Raw genomic sequence first — 16264 nt, 5'->3', positions numbered from 1 at the left:
CGACGAGGTGAGTGTGGCCCGTGTCCCAGTGGGGGCACGGGCCACACTCTTGTTCGTAGCCCGTACTGACATCTAACATTTCAGTCCATGGAGGCCATACGACCGGTCGGGCGGACCCTGCTCAGGGACCGTGCCTACCAAGCCATCCGGGACGCCATCGTGGCCGGGGAGATCGAGCCCGGCGCGGTGGTGCGCGACGCCGAGTTCGCGGAGTTGCTGGGGCTGTCCCGGGCGCCGGTGCGGGAGGCGTTCTCGCGGCTGGTGGACGAGGGGCTCCTGGAGAGCAAGCCGCAGAGCTACACGCGGGTCACGCCCGTCGTGGCCGCCGATGTGCGGGACGCCGCGGCCGTCGTCGGGGCCATGCACGAACTGGCCACCCGGACCGCCGTGCCCCGGCTGTTCGCGGCGGACGTCGAGACCATGCGCTCGGCCAACGAGCGGTTCGCCGCCGCCGTCCGCACCGGCGACGTGGACGCCGCCCTCGTCGCCGACGACGAACTCCACGACGTCCTCGTCCGGGTGAGCGGCAACCACGCCGCGGCCGCCACCATCGCCCGCTACACCCCGCTCATCCGCCGACTGGAGCGCCGGCGCTTCGGCGAGGGCGGCAACTGCCGCTCGGCCGGACTGCACGAGCAGCTGATCGAGGCCTGCGCGGCCGGCGAGACCGACGAGGCGGTCCGTGTCACGGCGGAGATCTGGCACGGCCTGGCCGCGCTCGTCGACGAGAGCGAAGAGGGCGACGAGAGCGACGAGGGCGAAAAAGCCGAGGAAGCCGGGCGAGCAGGCGGACCCCGGGCCGAGGTCGTCGACCAGCAAGCCGCCGGCGCGGCGGACCACTGACCCACTCCAAGGACATCCCCGGGAGGACCCGTGTCCCTTTCTTCCTTCGAGCGCTATCCGCTCCTCTTCGGGCCCTCACCGGTGCACCCGCTGGAGCGGCTGACCGCCCATCTGGGCGGCGCCGCCGTCTGGGCCAAGCGAGAGGACTGCAACTCCGGTATCGCCTACGGCGGCAACAAGACCCGCAAGCTGGAGTACCTGGTCGCCGACGCGCTCGCGCAGGGCTGCGACACTCTTGTCTCCATCGGTGGTGTGCAGTCCAACCACACCCGTCAGGTCGCCGCCGTGGCCGCGCGCGTCGGGCTCAAGTGCGTGCTCGTGCAGGAGAGCTGGGTCGACTGGCCGGACGCCGTCTACGACAAGGTCGGCAACATCCTGATCAGCCGCCTGGCGGGCGCCGACGTACGGCTCGTCCGGGCCGGCTTCGGTATCGGCTTCAAGGAGAGCTGGGAACTGGCGCTCAGGGAGGTCGAAGAGAGTGGCGGCAAGCCGTACGCCATCCCGGCCGGTGCCTCCGACCATCCTCTCGGCGGCCTGGGCTTCGCCGGCTGGGCGTACGAAGTGGCCGAGCAGGAGCGGGAGTTGGGCGTCTTCTTCGACACGGTGATCGTGTGCTCGGTGACCGGCTCGACCCAGGCCGGCATGGTGGCCGGTTTCGCCGCGCTGGAGGAGGCGGGTGGGCGGCCGCGCCGGGTCATCGGCATCGACGCCTCGGCCAAGCCGGACAGCACCCGTGAGCAGATCGCTCGGATCGCGCACAACACCGGGCAACTCATCGGCCTCAAGCGAGAGTTGACCGTCGCCGACGTGGAACTGGACGAGCGGTACCACGCCGGGATCTACGGCGTCCCGGACGACGCCACCCTCGTCGCCATGCAACTCGCGGCACGCACCGAGGGCATGGTCACCGACCCCGTCTACGAGGGCAAGTCCATGGCGGGGATGGTCGACCTGATCGAGCGCGGCGAGATCGAGGCGGACTCCACCGTGCTCTACGCGCACCTGGGCGGGCAGCCGGCGCTGAACGCGTACAGCGGGGTCATCCAGTGACGCCCTGCGCGATGACCTGACCGCGCGGGGGGCGGACCCGGCCCCGTTCTGCCGCGTCCCTCCCGTCCACGCTCCGCGCGACAGTCACCCCTCGGACGTCAGTCCACTTCTGCGGGGCAGCGCCGTGCGACGGCCCAGGAGGGACGCGACGCCAGGGCGGAAGGGCACGCCCGTGGCAGGGTGACCGCATGCAGCGGCATCGCCACGGTGAGAATCCCTGGCGCGTCAGAGTGGACGACGACAGCGGTCGGCCCCGTGGAGCAGGCGTCCTCCTGGACAGTCGGCACGTGCTCACCTGCGCGCACGTCGTCGCCGAGGCCGGGGCCTCGCCGGACAGCGCCGACGCGCATGTCCGCGTCACGAGCGCCGTCACGAAGGACGTGCCCGTGCAGGTGTCGGCCGACTCATCGCCATGTTCACAGCGAACGAGGACACCAGGAACCTGGTCGCCCATCTGGCCGACGCGACCACCCAGCGCCGCTGGGTCGGCGGCGAGGGCAGTTCGGCCTTCTCCGCCGTCCGGGGGGTCATGCCGCCCGAGAACCCCCGGGACGCCCAGCGACTCGTCGCCGGGATCCTCCAGGACGACGCCCGCACCCTCTGCTTCAGCGCCGCCGACACGATGGCCCCCGAGCTGGCAGCGGCCTTCTACCGCGCGGTCGTCGACTACTTCGTCCACCTGCGCTCGGAGCGGAAACAGGAGGTGCTCGCCGAGCACCTCAAGGCGCTCGACAGGATCAGCGCCGACCTGAAGCCCGCCGAGCGGCCGGACACCACCGCCAAGTTCTGCACCGCCCCCTGAACCGAGCCCGAGAAAGGCCCTCATGTCAGACGTCGTGACCTTTTCCCTCGCCGACGGAACAACCGTCGCCGTGGCGCCCGCCAACAGCCGAGTCGGTACCGGGGCCGTCGGACTGGGCGACCGGCTGCAGACCGCCGAGCAGAGCCTGCGGGAGGCGCTGGCACCGGTGACCGCCGCGGCGGCCGAGATGATGGACGGCTTTCGGCAGGCCGGCCGGCGGCCCGACCTCTTCCTCGGCTACGCGGTCGGAGCGGCCCTGATGATCACCGGCGGGCTGGTGACGGCCGTCCTGGGCGTGGCGGCCGAGGGGCGGTCGTTGGAAGACATCGCCGTACCCCTGTCCGTCAAGGAGCACCTCGCCGAGCAGGCGGCCGAACGGGCGGACGTCAGGTGACGGGAGCGCCGATGGAGTGACGGGCGGCCTCGCTGTCGTCCTGCCGCGGCACACGCCGGGCGCACCCTCTTGGGGGCGCCCGGCGTCGTGTACGGGGCGGATGTGCTCTCAGAGCGCCTGGGCCGCCGGCTTCACCATCCCCCTGACCGTGCGGGACTTCACGAAGTCGCCCATCGCCGTCATCTCCCACTCGCCGGAGAACTGCTTGATCATCTTGGCCATCATCACGCCGGTCTGGGCCTCGGCGTTCGTGAGGTCGAAGCGGACCAGCTCCTCGCCGGTCGCGGCGTCGAGGAGGCGGCAGTAGGCCTTGGCGACCTCGGTGAACTTCTGGCCGGAGAAGGAGTTGACGGTGAAGACCAGCCCGGTGACCTCCTGGGGGAGCCGGCCGAGGTCGACCACGATCACCTCGTCGTCGCCCCCGCCCTCACCGGTGAGGTTGTCGCCGGAGTGCTTGATCGCCCCATTGACGATGGACAGCTTGCCGAAGTAGCAGCTGTCGATGTGGTTGCGCTGGGGGCCGTACGCGATGACCGACGCGTCCAGGTCGATGTCCTTGCCCCGGTACGCCGGCTCCCAGCCGAGGCCCATCTTGACCTGCGAGAGCAGCGGGCGGCCGCCCTTGACCAGGGAGACCGTCTGGTTCTTCTGGAGGCTGACGCGGCCCTTGTCCAGGTTGATCTTCCCGGCACCGGGCGCGGGCGGGGCCGGAGGGGCGGGGTGCCGGGGCGCGGCGACGCGGGGTCCATGGCCGGGGCAGGCGGGGCGGCCGGGGCCGCATGGCGGGGGCGGGCGGGGCGACGGGCTGGGCCGGGGCCGGGGCGGGTTCCTCCACGGTGACGCCGAAGTCCGTCGCGATGCCCGCGAGGCCGTTCGCGTACCCCTGGCCGACCGCGCGCGCCTTCCACGCGCCGTTGCGCAGATAGACCTCCACGATCACCAGGGCCGTCTCCGAGCCCAGCTGCGGCGGGGTGAAGGTGGCGATCGCCGCGCCGCTGGCCGCGTCGCGGATCGTGGCCGTCGGTTCGATGCCCTGGAAGGTCTGGCCGGCCGCGTCCGGACTGGCCGTGACGACGATCTTCTCGATGCCCGGGGGCACGGCCGTCGTGTCCACCGTGATCGAGTCGGGGGTCGTGCCGCCGCCGGAGCGGTACGTCACGCCCGGGCCGCTGGGCTGGTTGTAGAAGATGAAGTCGTCGTCCGAGCGCACCTTGCCGTCGGCGGTGAGCAGCAGGCCCGAGACGTCGAGCCGCACGGGCGCGGCGACGTCCACCGCGACGCGGGTGACGGGCAGCGGGATGTTCGAGCCGGGGGTCATAGCGGTCATGCCGGGTGAACGATTCAAGCCGCTTTACCGTTCCCTTACCCAGGCGTGCCGGGCGGCCGTTCGGGTCAGCGGCGGTTGCGGGGGTGCTCCCGGGCCGTGCGTTCGTTGCCCCGTCGGTAGTTCCCGGTCCAGCGGGCCATGACCAGCTGTGGGTCGCCCGCCGCGACCTCGGCGAGGAACCGGGCGGCTCGTGGGCCGCGCAGCGTCGTGGCCGCGCGGCCGTGGTGGTCGATCGTCACGGTGCTGTCGGAGTGCTCGGTGTAGGTGAATCCGCTGGGGCGTGGCATGTCCCGGATGGTAGGGGCGGCAGCGGCGACGGCCCAACGAATTTCGGTCGCCCGACGGCACGCCCGGCCGCCCGCGGCCGCTCCCCGGTACCGAGGCTCTACAACACCGGCACCCGGCTCTACGGCACCACCACGATCTTCCTGCCCACCCCCGACGCGAACTGCCCCAGAGCCTCGGGATAGCGCTGCAGCGGTACCCGGTCGCTGATGAAGACGTCCGGGTCCAGGACGCCGCCCGCGAAGAGTTCCGCCGCGCGTTCGAAGCTGTGCAGGACGGCCATGGAGCCGGTGATGGTGATCTCCTGGTTGTAGATGCGGTAGGGGTCGATCGTGACCCGGGTCGCGTAGTCTGCCACTCCGAACTGGAGGAACGTGCCGGCCTTGGCCACCCGGTCCAGGCCGTCCTGGATGGCGGCGGCGTTGCCCGTCGCGTCGATCACCACGTCCCAGCCCTGCGGGCGGTCCAGTTCGTCGGGGCCGGCTGCGGACGCCGTGACGCCCAGCCGGCGGGCGGTCTCCAGCCGGGAGGGGTTCACGTCGACCACGTCCACGCTCGCCGCGCCCGTCCGCTTCGCGAGCTCCAGCATCATCAGGCCCATCGTGCCCGAGCCATAGATGAGGACATGGGCGCCGAGGCGGGCGCGCAGGACGTCGTAGCCCCGTACGGCGCAGGACAGCGGTTCCACCAGGGCCGCGTCCTGGGTGCGGACGTGCTCCGGGAGCCGGACGCAGTTGGCCACCGGCGCCACCGCGTACTGCGCGGCGCCACCGGCCGTGGTGACCCCGATCGCGGCCCACCGTTCGCAGAGGTTGTTGTGGCCGGTCCGGCAGTAGCGGCACTCGTGGCAGTACAGGGACGGGTCGACGGCCACCCGGTCGCCCACGGAGAGTTCCGTGACCCGGCTGCCCACGCCCACCACCTCGCCCGCGAACTCGTGCCCCGGCACGATCGGGAGCTTCGGCGCGAACTCGCCCTGGAGGATGTGCAGATCGGTGCCGCACAGACCGCACGCGGCGACCTCGACGACGACCTCGCGGGGTCCCGGTGTCGGGTCCGGGACCTCGGCGACGACGGCCTTGCCCACGGACTCGATGACGGCGGCCTTCATTTGACGGCTCCCAAGGACAGGCCCTGGACCAGCTTGTCCTGGGCGGCGAACCCCGCGGCGAGCACCGGCAGGGAGATCACGAGCGAAGCGGCGCACACCTTGGCCAGGAACAGGCCCTGGCTGGTGATGAAGCCGGTCAGGAAGACGGGCGCGGTCTCGGCGACGACGCCGGTCAGCACCCGTGCGAACAGCAGCTCGTTCCAGCTGAAGATGAAGCAGATCAGGGCGGTCGCGGCGATGCCGGGGGCCGCTATCGGCGCCACCACCCGGGCCAGCACCGTGGGGAGCCGGGCGCCGTCCAGGTGCGCGGCCTCGATCACCGCCACCGGGACCTCCGCGAGGAAGGACTGCATCATCCAGACGGCGATCGGCAGGTTCATGGAGGTGTAGAGGAGGACGAGGAGCCAGATGTTGTCCAGCAGGCCCGTGTTCTTCGCGAAGAGGTAGAGGGGAAGCAGACCCGCCACCACCGGCAGCATCTTCGTGGAGAGGAAGAAGAACAGGACGTCCGTCCACTTCTTCACCGGGCGGATCGACAGCGCGTACGCCGCCGGGAAGGCGAGCAGCAGGACCAGCAGGGTCGAGGCGAGGGACGCGACCGTCGAGTTGATCAGGGCCGGCCAGGGGCTGGCCCCGCCGTCCACGCCGAAGAACTCGCGGTAGCCGTCGAGGGTGAGGGAGGCCGCCCAGGACGGGGGATTGGTCGCCGCGTCCGGCTCCGAGTGCAGCGAGGTCAGGGCCATCCAGGCGATGGGGAGGAAGAAGAGAAGGCCGAGCAGCCAGGCGGCCACCCCGAGGCCGGCGCCCCGGGCCCGGCGGGCACGCGCCGGTCGTGTCCGCCTCGTCGTACGGCGCGCGGCTGCCGCCGTGCCGCGCGCATCCGCCGTCGTGTCGCGTATGTCTGTCGTCGTGTCGCTCATCCGCGCGACACCTCCTCGCGGAACAGCGACGACACCACGCGCAGGGCGAACGTCGCGATGATGATCGAGCCGATGACGACCAGGACCCCGGCGGCCGAGGCGAGGCCGTTCTCGTGGGCCTGGTAGAAGGTCTGGTAGACGGTGTACGGCAGGTTCGCGGTGCCCAGGCCGCCCGAGGTGATCGTGAAGACCGCGTCGAAGTTCTGCACGATGTAGATCGAGCCGAGCAGGGCGCCCAGTTCGAGGTAGCGGCGCAGATGCGGGAGCGTCAGATGGCGGAAGATCTGCCAGTCGCTCGCCCCGTCGACCCGGGCGGCCTCGATCTGCTGGTGGTCCCTGGACTGCAGTCCCGCCAGCAGGATCAGCATCATGAACGGCGTCCACTGCCACACCAGGGAGGCCTCGACCGCGAGCAGCGGGGTGTCCGAGATCCAGTCCGGCTGGGGGCCGCCCACGTAGTGCAACAGCCCGTTGAACAGGCCGTACTCGGGGTTGTAGAGCACATGTTTCCAGAGCAGGGCGGCCGCCACCGGGACCACCAGGAAGGGGGCGATGAGCAGGGTGCGGACGATGCCGCGGCCCCGGAACCTCCGGTCCAGCAGCAGGGCGAGCAGCAGACCGAGGACCAGGCTGGCGAGGACCACGGCGACCGTCAGCAGGATCGTCGTCCACACCGAGCGGCGCAGGTCGGGATCGGTGAGCACCTCGCCGTAGTTGGCGAAACCGGCGAAGGAGCGGGCGTCCGGGTAGAGGGAGTTCCAGTCGAGGAAGGAGATCACCAGCGTGGCCACGAACGGGAGTTGGGTCACGGTGATCATGAAGATCAGGGCGGGCAGGAGCGGGGCGCGGGTGGCCCAGGCGCGCAGCCGGGCGTTCGGTGTGCCCTGGGTGCGTACGGGGGTCGCCGCCCTCGGCGCTGTCGTGGTCGCGGTCATCGTCCCTCGTACTCCTCGGAGATCTGCTCGGCGAGCTCCTGCGATTTCCTGAGGGCCGACGCGACGGACTGGCGTCCGGCGATGGCCGCGCTGATCTCCAGGGAGACCTTGGTACCGAGGTCGGTGAACTCGGGGATGCCGACGAACTGGATGCCGGGCGCGGGGCGCGGCTGCACCCCGGGGTCGGTGGGCCGGGCGCCCTCGATGGCCTCGCGGGTCATCTCCTGGAAGGCGGCGGCCTCCTTGCGGTAGTCGGGGTTCGCGTACGTCGACTCCCGTTTGCCGGCGGGGATGTTCGACCAGCCGATCTCTTCGCCGACCAGTTCCTCGTACTCCTTGCCGGACGCCCAGGAGACGAACTTCCATGCCTTGTCGGGGTTGCGGGAGGCCTGCTGGATGCCCCAGGCCCAGGTGTAGAGCCAGCCGGAGGACTCGGTTCTCTCGACCGGCGCCGGTACGTAGCCGATCCTGCCCTTCACCGGGGAGTCGTCCGCTTCCAGGGAACCGGCCGCGGACGTGGCGTCGTACCACATGGCGGTCTTGCCCTGGGTCATGTTGTTGAGGCACTCGGCGAAGCCGGCCTGGGCGGCGCCGGATTCGCCGTGCTGGCGCACGAGGTCGACGTAGAACCTGGTGGCCTTCTCGAACTCGGGGGAGTCGAGCCGGGCCTTCCAGTCCTTGTCGAACCACGTGCCGCCGAAGGTGTTCACGACGGTGGTGAGGGGCGCCATGACCTCGCCCCAGCCGGGCAGTCCGCGCAGACAGATGCCCTTCATGCCGTCCTCGGCCCCGTCGGCCTTCGCGGCGAGGTCGGCGACCTCCTGCCAGGTGGGGTGCTCGGGCATGGTGAGCCCTCGCTCGGCGAAGACGTCCTTGCGGTACATCAGGAAGGACGACTCGCCGTAGAACGGCTCTCCGTAGAGTTTGCCGTCGTCGCCGGTCAGGGACTGGCGCATCGGCTTCAGGATGTCCTGCTGGTCGAAGGCCGGGTCCTTCGCGACGTACGGGTCCAGTTCCTCCAGCCAGCCGTTGCGTGCGTAGATGGGGATCTCGTAGTTGCTGAGGGTGGCCACGTCGTACTGGCCCGCCTGGTTGGCGAAGTCCTGGCTGATCTTGTCGCGGACGTCGTTCTCCGGCAGCACGGTGAAGTTCACCCTGATGCCGGTCTCCTTGGTGAAGTGCGTGGCGGTGAGCTTCTGCAGCTCCTGCATCTGGGGGTTGTTGACCATGAGTACGTTGATGGCGTCGCCGCCGGATCCCGCCCGCCCGCCCCGGTCCAGCAGCCGGAGAGAAGCGGGGCGAGCAGCGTCCCTGCGGCGACCGCGGCGAGTGCGCGCGGCCTCCGTCGGCTCGGGATTCGCATGGATCGCTCCTGGACGTATGGGGGATAAGGGGCGCGTGGAGGTAGGGGAGGTGAGGGGAGGTAGGGGAGCTTGTGCGGGCAGGCAGGGAAGGGGAGGGCGGGGGCCGTGGAGTCGGTCGGGGCTGGGGTCAGACGCGGATGACCTGGGGCCCCAGCAGCGAGTACCTGTGGGCCTCGGACGTCGGCAGCAGCGTGCTCGTGACGATCGCGTCCAGGCCGCTGACCTCGGCGAACCGGCAGAAGCTGACGGCGCCGAACTTGGTGTGGACGCCCGTGAAGACCGTGCGCCGGGAGGCGCGGATCGCCTGGGCCTTGACCTCGCTGACGGCCGGGTCGGGGGTGGTGAGGCCGTGTTCGCGGGTGATGCCGTTGGCGCCGATGTACGCCAGGTCGATGACGAAGCCGGCCAGCATCCTCGTCGTCCAGTGGTCGACGGTGGCGAGGGTGCCGGGGCGCACCCGGCCGCCGAGCAGCAGCACGGTGGTGTTGCCGGCCTCGGCGAGGGCGCCCGCCGTGGCGAGCGAGGCGGTGACCACGGTCAGCGGCCGGTCCCGGGGCAGCGCCTCGGCGATGAGCTGCGGGGTGAAGCCCTCGTCGACGAAGACTGTCTCCGCGTCGCCGAGCAGTTCGGCCGCCGCGGCGGCGATCCGGCGCTTCTCGGGCACGTGGCTGGTGGCGCGGAAGGCGAGCGTCGTCTCGAAACCGGCGCTCTCCACGGGATACGCGCCGCCGTGCGTACGTCGGACCAGGCCGTGGTCCTCCAGGGCGCGCAGATCACGCCGTACGGTCTCCTTGGCGACGCCCAGCGTGACCGCGAGTTCGGCGACGTCGACCGCGCCGTTGCCGCGGGCGGCCCTGACGATCTCGCGCTGCCTTTCTTCCGCGCTCATGGCCGACACCTGCTCTCCTCGCCGTAGTGCTGCCCGTTCGGGCCCGCTGCGGGCCTTGGGGGAAGTTCTACAGCGGGTGCGCGGCGCCGACCAGGTCTGTCACGGGTCCGATGCTGCCCGTCCCTGACCGTTTCGGGTGACCGCCGCCCGTGGCGGACCTGGGGCGGACGTGGCATCGGGCAACGGGCGTGCCCGAATGCGGGAGCGGGCGGGCCCGTTCGGTGCCCGCCCGCTCCTTCCGTACGACGTACGGCCCTCGTTTCCCGTACGACGTACGAACCCAGAACCCATGGGAACCCCTGGGAACCCTGGGGAACCCCTTGAGAACTTTTGGGTCCTCGCCGGTCCGGTCAGTACGGCCAGATCGGGGGATCGTTGACGAAGTGGCCGCCGAGGTTGGCGTGGGCCTCGTTCCCCGGGGACAGCTCGCCCTGTTCGGCGATGAGCTTCTCGGCGTACGGCTCGGAGTCGTCCTGCGGCTCGTAGCCGAGGGCGCGGGCGGTGGAGAGGTCCCACCACAGGCGGGTGTTGGCGGAGGAGCCGTAGACGACGGTGTGGCCGACGTGCTCGGCGGTCAGGGCCGCGTGGAAGAGGCGGGCGCCGTCGGCCGGGCTCATCCACAGGGAGAGCATGCGGACGCTGGTGGGTTCGGGGAAGCAGGAGCCGATGCGTACCGAGACCGTCTCCAGGCCGTGCTTGTCCCAGTAGAGCTGGGCCAGGTCCTCGCCGAAGGACTTGGACAGGCCGTAGAAGGTGTCGGGCCGGTGCGGGGTGTCGACCGGGATCAGCGGGTCCCCGTCCTGGGGGCGGGGCGTGAAGCCCACCGCGTGGTTGGAGGAGGCGAACACGATCCGGGGCACGCCCTCCGCGCGCGCGGCCTCGTACAGGTTGTAGGTTCCCTCGATGTTCGCCTTGAGGATCTTCTCGAACGGGGCTTCCAGCGAGATGCCCGCGAGGTGGATGATCGCGTCGACGCCCCGTACGGCCTCGCGCACGGCCTCCTGGTCGGCGAGGTCGGCCGTGATCGCGTCCGGCGCGCCCTCGACGGGCAGCAGGTCCATCAGGCGCAGTTCGTAGCCGTATGCCGGGAGCAGGTCCCGCATCAGGGTGCCGAGGCCACCGGCGGCGCCGGTGAGCAGAACGGTGCGGGGAGCGGGCATCCGTGGATCTCCTTGCATCGCCAGCCGTGCACATGAGCGTCTGATATTCACATTCATGGACACGCTAGGGAGTGTGGTCGCCTGCGTCAAGTGCGGCGCGGGGGCGGGAAATCGCTGGTGCGGCGGGGGTTGCCCGGCTTGACCGGGCCCGCGAGGGCGCCTTAGCGTGCTCTTGTTCAGAAATGTAAACACTGATCAGTGACATGGACCTGCGCGTCGAAGTCGACTCGGCGGTCGACTTCGGCTCGGACTCGACTTCGGCTCGGACTTGGGAGCGCCCCGTGACGTCAGCCCCTCTCACCGCCCGGCTCAGGGTCCCCAGCGGACCGCTGTTCTTCCCCGTCACGGCCTACGGCCCGGACGGCGCGGTCGATCTCGACGTCTGCCGCGCGCACGTCCGTCAGGGCGTCGACGCCGGGGCGGCGGCCGTCTTCGTCTGCTGCGGCACCGGCGAGTTCCACGCGCTCACGCCCGAGGAGTTCCAGAGCTGCGTCCGGGCCGCCGTCGCGGAGACGGCCGGCCGGGTGCCCGTGGTGGCCGGCGCGGGCTACGGCACCGCCCTCGCCGTGCGCTACGCGCGCCTCGCCGAGGAGGCGGGCGCCGACGGCCTGCTCGCCCTGCCGCCGTACCTCGTCGTGGCCGCCCAGGAAGGGCTGCTGCGCCACTACCGGGAACTGGCCGCCGCGACCTCCCTCCCGGTCGTGGTCTACCAGCGCGACAACGCGGTCCTCACCCCGGAGACCGTCGTCGGACTGGCCCGCACGGAAGGGATCGTCGGCCTCAAGGACGGCGTCGGCGACCTGGACCTGATGACACGGATCGTCAGTGCGGTGCGCGCCGAGGGCCCGGCCACGGCCGACTTCCTCTACTTCAACGGCCTGCCGACCGCCGAGCTCACCCAGCCCGCGTACCGGGGCGTCGGGGTCCCCCTGTACTCGTCGGCCGTCTTCTGCTTCGTCCCGGAGATCGCCCTCGCCTTCCACCGGGCGCTCGAAGCCGGTGACCGCGCGATCGTGGAACGGCTCCTGGACGGGTTCTACCGGCCCTTCGTCGAACTCCGCGCCAAGGGCCGGGGCTATGCCGTGTCACTGGTCAAGGCCGGGGTACGGCTACGGGGACTGGACGTGGGCGGGGTACGGCCGCCGCTGCACGAGCCGGCCGAGGAACACGTCAAACAACTGGGCCGGTTGATCGAGCGCGGACACGCGCTGCTGGAAGAGTGCCAGGAGGACATGTGAAGGCGTCGACGTTCGTCTACCCGTGGGACGTCAACGGGGACCCGGCCGCCGCGGAACGCATCGCGGGGCTGGGCGTACGACAGGTGACGCTCGCCTCCGCGTACCACTCCACCCGCGCGCTCACCCCCCGCCACCCCCGGCAGCGCATCGTCACCGCCGAGCACGCGGCCGTGCTGTACCCGCCGGGGGTGCGCTGGGAGGGCCGGACGCTGCGGCCGTACCCGGCGGGGGACTGGGCGCCGGGTGACGCGTTCGGCGAGGCGGCGACGGCACTCGCGCACGCCGGGCTGGAGGTGCACACCTGGGTCGTCCTCGCCCACAACTCCCGGCTCGGCGCCGAGCACCCCTCGACCTCCGTGGTCAACGCCTACGGCGACCGGTATCCGTGGGCCCCGTGCGTCGCGCAGGAGGCGACCCGCGAGTACCTCGTCGACCTGGCCGTGGAGGCGGCGGTCCGGCCGGGCGCCCGCGGCACGGAACTGGAGTCGCTCGGCTGGTACGGGATCTCCCACCTCCACGCCCACGACAAGACGGGCGGCGTCGGGCTCGGGGACGCCGGGCAGTACCTGATGTCGCTCTGCTTCTGCGTGACCTGCCGCGCCGGTTACGCCGACGCCGGGCAGGACCCCGAGGAGCTGGCGGCGGCCGTCCGGGACGCGCTGGAGCCGCTGTGGCGGGGGGAGGCCGTCGACGAGGGCTGGCCGGCCGTGGAGAAGCTGCTCGGCGCGGACCGGGCGGCGGCCACGCGCGTGTGGCGCGAGGCGATCGCCCGCTCCCTCCAGGAGACGGCGGTCGAGGCGGTACGGGCCGCCGCGCCCGCCGGGTTCCAGATCCTGCTGCACGCGGACCCGGTGACCTACCACTGCGGGGCGAACCCCGGGGTCGATCCCGCGCACATCCTCGGCGTGGCGGACGGCGTGGTCGTCCCGTGCGCGGGCGGCCCGGGCCTGCTGCCGGCCTTCGCCGAGGCCGGTGCGGAGGGCGCCGTCCTGGCCGCCAACTTCGGCATCGTGTCGGGCATGGGCGGCAGCCCGGTCACCCTGGCCGAGGACGCGGGCCGCGCGGCGGAACTGGGCGCGACGGAACTCCGCCTGTACCACGCGGGCCTGGCCTCGGACCAGGACCTGACGGCGGTGAGGGAAGCGCTGACGGCGGTACGGGGAGACTGACCGCGGTGGGGTGAGCCGGGGGCCGGGTGGATCGCGGCGCGCCCTCCCGTCTCAGCGCAGCACCTCGTACGTCAGGTGGGTGACCAGGCTTGTCGGGCGGGCGGTCCGTTGTCTCAGGGGCAGTGGGGGGACGCCGTCGAAGAGTCGGGTGCCGGAGCCGAGCGTGAACGCGGCGATGTGGAGCCGTAGTTCGTCGACGAGGCCGGCGGCCAGGTACTGGTTGACGGTGGTCGCGCCGCCCATGACCGTGACATCGCCGTCGCCGGCCGCAGCGCGGGCCCGGTCCAGCGCTGCGGTGACCCCCTCGGTGACGAAGTGGAACGTGGTGCCGCCGTCCATCGGCTGCGGGTCGCGCGGGTGGTGGGTGAGGACGAACACCGGGGCGTGGAACGGCGGATCGTCGCCCCACCAGCCGTTCCACGGCCGGTCCCACGCGCCGCGCACCGGGCCGAACATATTGCGCCCCATGACGAAGGCCCCGGCGGTGTTCAACCGGTCGATCTCGGCCCGGTTCTCCTCGGGAGCGTCGAACATCCAGGCGTGCAGCGCGGCGCCGGAGCCGTCGCCGCCGTCGTCGCCGAACGGGCGTTCCTCGGTCTGGTGGTGCCCCGCCGAGTAGCCGTCGAGCGAGATCGTGATGTCGCAGATCACCTTGCCCATGCGTACAGGGTCCCCCACGGGTCAGCGATGGCGCAGCAGAACGGCCGCGGGAAGCAGGCAGACGCCCCCCACCGACACCGCCAGGACCCGCAGGTCGATCGGTCCCACCAGGGCGGCGCCGATCGCCATGCCCACCGCCGTCGGGGCGAACAGCAGGGTCTGGGCGGTGGCCGTGGCGCGGCCCAGCAGGTGGGGTGGTGTGTCGCGCTGGACCGCGGTGAGCGTGGCGACGAGGACGCACGGCAGCCCGGCGCCGATCGCCGCGCCGCACACGAGGGCGACGGTGTCCTCGGGTACGGCGCGCAGTGCCACGGCCACGCCTGTCAGGGCGATCCCGTACGCGGCGAAGCGGCGTTCGCCGAGGCGGCGCAGGAGGGGGCCGGTGGTCAGGCCGACGGCGATCGACCCCGCGCCCTGGGCGACGTGGAGGAGGCCGGCGTAGGCGGGGGAGCGGCCGAGGGCTTCCACCACCGCGAAAACGAGGGAGCCGTTGATGCCGGACAGCAGCATGGTCACGCCCCCGGCCAGGACGAGCGGACGCAGGCGCGCGTGGGCCAGCAGGTACCGGGCGCCTGCGGATGTGCGGCCGGTTCGGGACGAGCGGACGGTTCGAGCGGTGGGGTCGACTGTGGTGGTTCGGGCAGTGGGGTCGACTTCGGCGGCGGGGTCGGTGCGGGTGGCGCGGCCGGCACGCTCCCGTACCGAGCCGTACAACCCCGCCGCCGCCACGAACGTCACCGCGTCCAGCAGGGCCACCGTCGCTCCGCCGTACGCCGCGTACAGGCCCGCCCCCGCCAAGGGGGCCAGCAGCTTCATGCTCTCGTTCGCCGTCATGCGCAGGCCGTTGAAGTCGCCGAGGAGGGAGGGGGCGACGGTGGTGGCGACGAGGGCCGACTCCGCCGCGTCGTGGACGACGCCCGCCGCGCCGTAGACGAGGAGGACCGCGTAGAGGAGCCACAGGTCACCCGGGGCGTCGACGGTGAAGAGGGTGAGGAGGAGGGCGGCCAGGGCGAGGTCGGTGGTGATGAGGAGGGCGCGGCGGTGGGGGCGGTCCGCCAGGGCGCCCAGCAGGGGGCCGGCCGGCAGCGGGGCCCACAGGGCGAACGCGCACAGCGCCGCCAGGGCGTCCGAGCCGGTGAGGTCCTTGACCCAGACCCCCGCGACCAGCCACAGCGCGGACGAACCCAGGCCCGAGACCACCACCGCGGCCAGATACAGCCCCGCGTCGCGGTCCCGCAGCACCCGTCCCACCGCCCACGTCGTCGATGTGGTCGATGCAGTCGATGTCATGGCTGGTGAGCGTGGCACTAAGGACCCGGCGCACGGATCGGGCGGATGCCCTAGGAAACGTCACCGGGAAAGGTGGTTGCTCCGTCGACGATGAGTTCTCGGGACGCCGGGGGTCTACCGAACACGAACCCCGAACCCCGAACCCCGAATCACGCACCACGCACCACGCACGAGGACAGACCTGTGAAGGAGTACCGCATGACCGACCACGGCCCGATCCCCCTCGACCTCGGCCCGCAGACCCGCCTCGTCGCCCGGCTCGTCGCGGCCGTCCGGGACGACCAGCTCGCCGGCCCCACCCCGTGCCCCGAGTACGCGGCGCGCCACCTCCTCGGGCATCTGCTCGGACTCGCCATCGCCTTCCGGGACGCGGCCCGCAAGGACCTGGGGCCCACGACCGACACCGCTCCGCAGTCCGCGCTGCCCGACATCGAGCCCGGCTGGCGCGAGGCTCTGCCGAAGGTGCTCGACGAACTGGCGGAAGCCTGGCGGGACCCGGCCGCCTGGACGGGTGAGACCCGGGCCGGCGGGGTGTCGCTGCCGGGGGCGGTCGCCGGGGCCGTGGCGACGGACGAACTCGTCGTGCACGGCTGGGACCTCGCGCGGGCGACCGGGCAGCCGTACGAAGCCGATCCGTCGGCCCTCACCGCGACGCACGCCTTCCTGGAGGCGTCGGTCGACGACCCCTCGCGCGGCGAGATCTTCGGCCCCGTCGTGCCCGTCCCGGACGACGAGCCGCTGCTCGACCGTGTGATCGGTCTGAGCGGACGCGATCCGAAGTGGAAGCCATAGCGGCAACCTCGCGAGCAACACCATGAGCAACCCAC

The 16264-nt window shown here is 71.8% G+C and carries 14 protein-coding genes and 4 pseudogenes; 8 read left to right on the top strand and 10 right to left on the bottom strand.

All coding sequences use genetic code 11. The features are described 5' to 3' along the window. Window positions 1-87: 87 nt before the first annotated feature. From E4N62_RS14055 to E4N62_RS47960, 5 genes and pseudogenes are all read left to right on the top strand, one after another. Window positions 88-726 (top strand): annotated as a pseudogene (locus E4N62_RS14055) (GntR family transcriptional regulator); the annotation flags it as partial. 147 nt (window positions 727-873) lie between these two features. After that, window positions 874-1893 carry a 1-aminocyclopropane-1-carboxylate deaminase gene (locus E4N62_RS14050; protein WP_230214418.1) on the top strand — a complete coding sequence of 340 codons (1020 nt, stop codon included), beginning with the start codon at window positions 874-876 and terminating at the stop codon, window positions 1891-1893. Between the two features lie 188 nt (window positions 1894-2081). After that, window positions 2082-2243, top strand: a pseudogene (locus E4N62_RS49375) (trypsin-like serine protease); the annotation flags it as partial. 62 nt (window positions 2244-2305) lie between these two features. Continuing rightward, a complete protein-coding gene (locus E4N62_RS14045) occupies window positions 2306-2695 on the top strand; it encodes a hypothetical protein (protein WP_230214415.1) in 390 nt (129 codons plus the stop codon). 22 nt (window positions 2696-2717) lie between these two features. Further along, entirely contained in the window at window positions 2718-3089 is a 372-nt protein-coding gene (locus E4N62_RS47960) for a hypothetical protein (RefSeq protein WP_268269447.1), read from the top strand. A 108-nt stretch (window positions 3090-3197) separates the two neighbouring features. Here E4N62_RS47960 and E4N62_RS49370 read toward each other — a convergent pair. From E4N62_RS49370 to E4N62_RS13995, 8 genes and pseudogenes are all read right to left on the bottom strand, one after another. Next, window positions 3198-4407: pseudogene (locus tag E4N62_RS49370) on the bottom strand (TerD family protein). A gap of 74 nt (window positions 4408-4481) precedes the next feature. Further along, the gene (locus tag E4N62_RS14025; RefSeq protein WP_230214413.1) at window positions 4482-4703 is read right to left on the bottom strand and encodes a hypothetical protein; all 222 of its coding nucleotides are present in this window, start codon (window positions 4701-4703) and stop codon (window positions 4482-4484) included. Window positions 4704-4822: 119 nt separating this feature from the next. Next, on the bottom strand, window positions 4823-5812 hold the full coding sequence (locus tag E4N62_RS14020; protein ID WP_230214411.1) for a zinc-dependent alcohol dehydrogenase family protein: 990 nt from the start codon (window positions 5810-5812) through the stop codon (window positions 4823-4825). After that, a complete protein-coding gene (locus E4N62_RS14015; protein WP_230214409.1) occupies window positions 5809-6732 on the bottom strand; it encodes a carbohydrate ABC transporter permease in 924 nt (307 codons plus the stop codon). Before E4N62_RS14015 ends, E4N62_RS14020 begins: the two co-directional genes overlap by 4 nt. Then, the gene (locus E4N62_RS14010) at window positions 6729-7667 is read right to left on the bottom strand and encodes a carbohydrate ABC transporter permease (RefSeq protein ID WP_230214407.1); all 939 of its coding nucleotides are present in this window, start codon (window positions 7665-7667) and stop codon (window positions 6729-6731) included. The genes E4N62_RS14015 and E4N62_RS14010 overlap by 4 nt, the downstream gene beginning before the upstream one ends. Further along, window positions 7664-9030, bottom strand: a pseudogene (locus E4N62_RS14005) (sugar ABC transporter substrate-binding protein). The gene E4N62_RS14010 and the pseudogene E4N62_RS14005 overlap by 4 nt, the downstream one beginning before the upstream one ends. A 128-nt stretch (window positions 9031-9158) precedes the next feature. Further along, entirely contained in the window at window positions 9159-9920 is a 762-nt protein-coding gene (locus E4N62_RS14000; protein ID WP_268269385.1) for a DeoR/GlpR family DNA-binding transcription regulator, read from the bottom strand. Window positions 9921-10270: 350 nt separating this feature from the next. Then, a complete protein-coding gene (locus E4N62_RS13995) occupies window positions 10271-11080 on the bottom strand; it encodes an NAD(P)-dependent oxidoreductase (RefSeq protein WP_230214403.1) in 810 nt (269 codons plus the stop codon). A gap of 281 nt (window positions 11081-11361) precedes the next feature. Between E4N62_RS13995 and E4N62_RS13990 the strand changes: the two genes are divergently transcribed. Then, the gene (locus tag E4N62_RS13990; protein WP_230214402.1) at window positions 11362-12318 is read left to right on the top strand and encodes a 5-dehydro-4-deoxyglucarate dehydratase; all 957 of its coding nucleotides are present in this window, start codon (window positions 11362-11364) and stop codon (window positions 12316-12318) included. Further along, entirely contained in the window at window positions 12315-13487 is a 1173-nt protein-coding gene (locus E4N62_RS13985) for a hypothetical protein (protein WP_230214396.1), read from the top strand. The genes E4N62_RS13990 and E4N62_RS13985 overlap by 4 nt, the downstream gene beginning before the upstream one ends. 51 nt (window positions 13488-13538) lie before the next feature. Here E4N62_RS13985 and E4N62_RS13980 read toward each other — a convergent pair whose 3' ends face one another. Beyond that, window positions 13539-14147 (bottom strand): dihydrofolate reductase family protein, encoded by a 609-nt coding sequence (locus tag E4N62_RS13980; RefSeq protein ID WP_230214394.1) that lies wholly within the window; start codon window positions 14145-14147, stop codon window positions 13539-13541. 21 nt (window positions 14148-14168) lie between these two features. After that, window positions 14169-15437 (bottom strand): MFS transporter, encoded by a 1269-nt coding sequence (locus tag E4N62_RS13975; RefSeq protein WP_230214392.1) that lies wholly within the window; start codon window positions 15435-15437, stop codon window positions 14169-14171. A 198-nt stretch (window positions 15438-15635) separates the two neighbouring features. Between E4N62_RS13975 and E4N62_RS13970 the strand changes: the two genes are divergently transcribed. Then, a complete protein-coding gene (locus tag E4N62_RS13970) occupies window positions 15636-16229 on the top strand; it encodes a TIGR03086 family metal-binding protein (RefSeq protein WP_230214390.1) in 594 nt (197 codons plus the stop codon). The last annotated feature ends 35 nt before the right edge of the window (window positions 16230-16264 follow it).

Source organism: Streptomyces sp. MNU76 (assembly GCF_020982545.1).
Classification (GTDB): domain Bacteria; phylum Actinomycetota; class Actinomycetes; order Streptomycetales; family Streptomycetaceae; genus Streptomyces.
The sequence above is the reverse complement of the archived record's forward strand: the minus strand, read 5'-3'. Positions and strand labels throughout refer to the sequence as shown.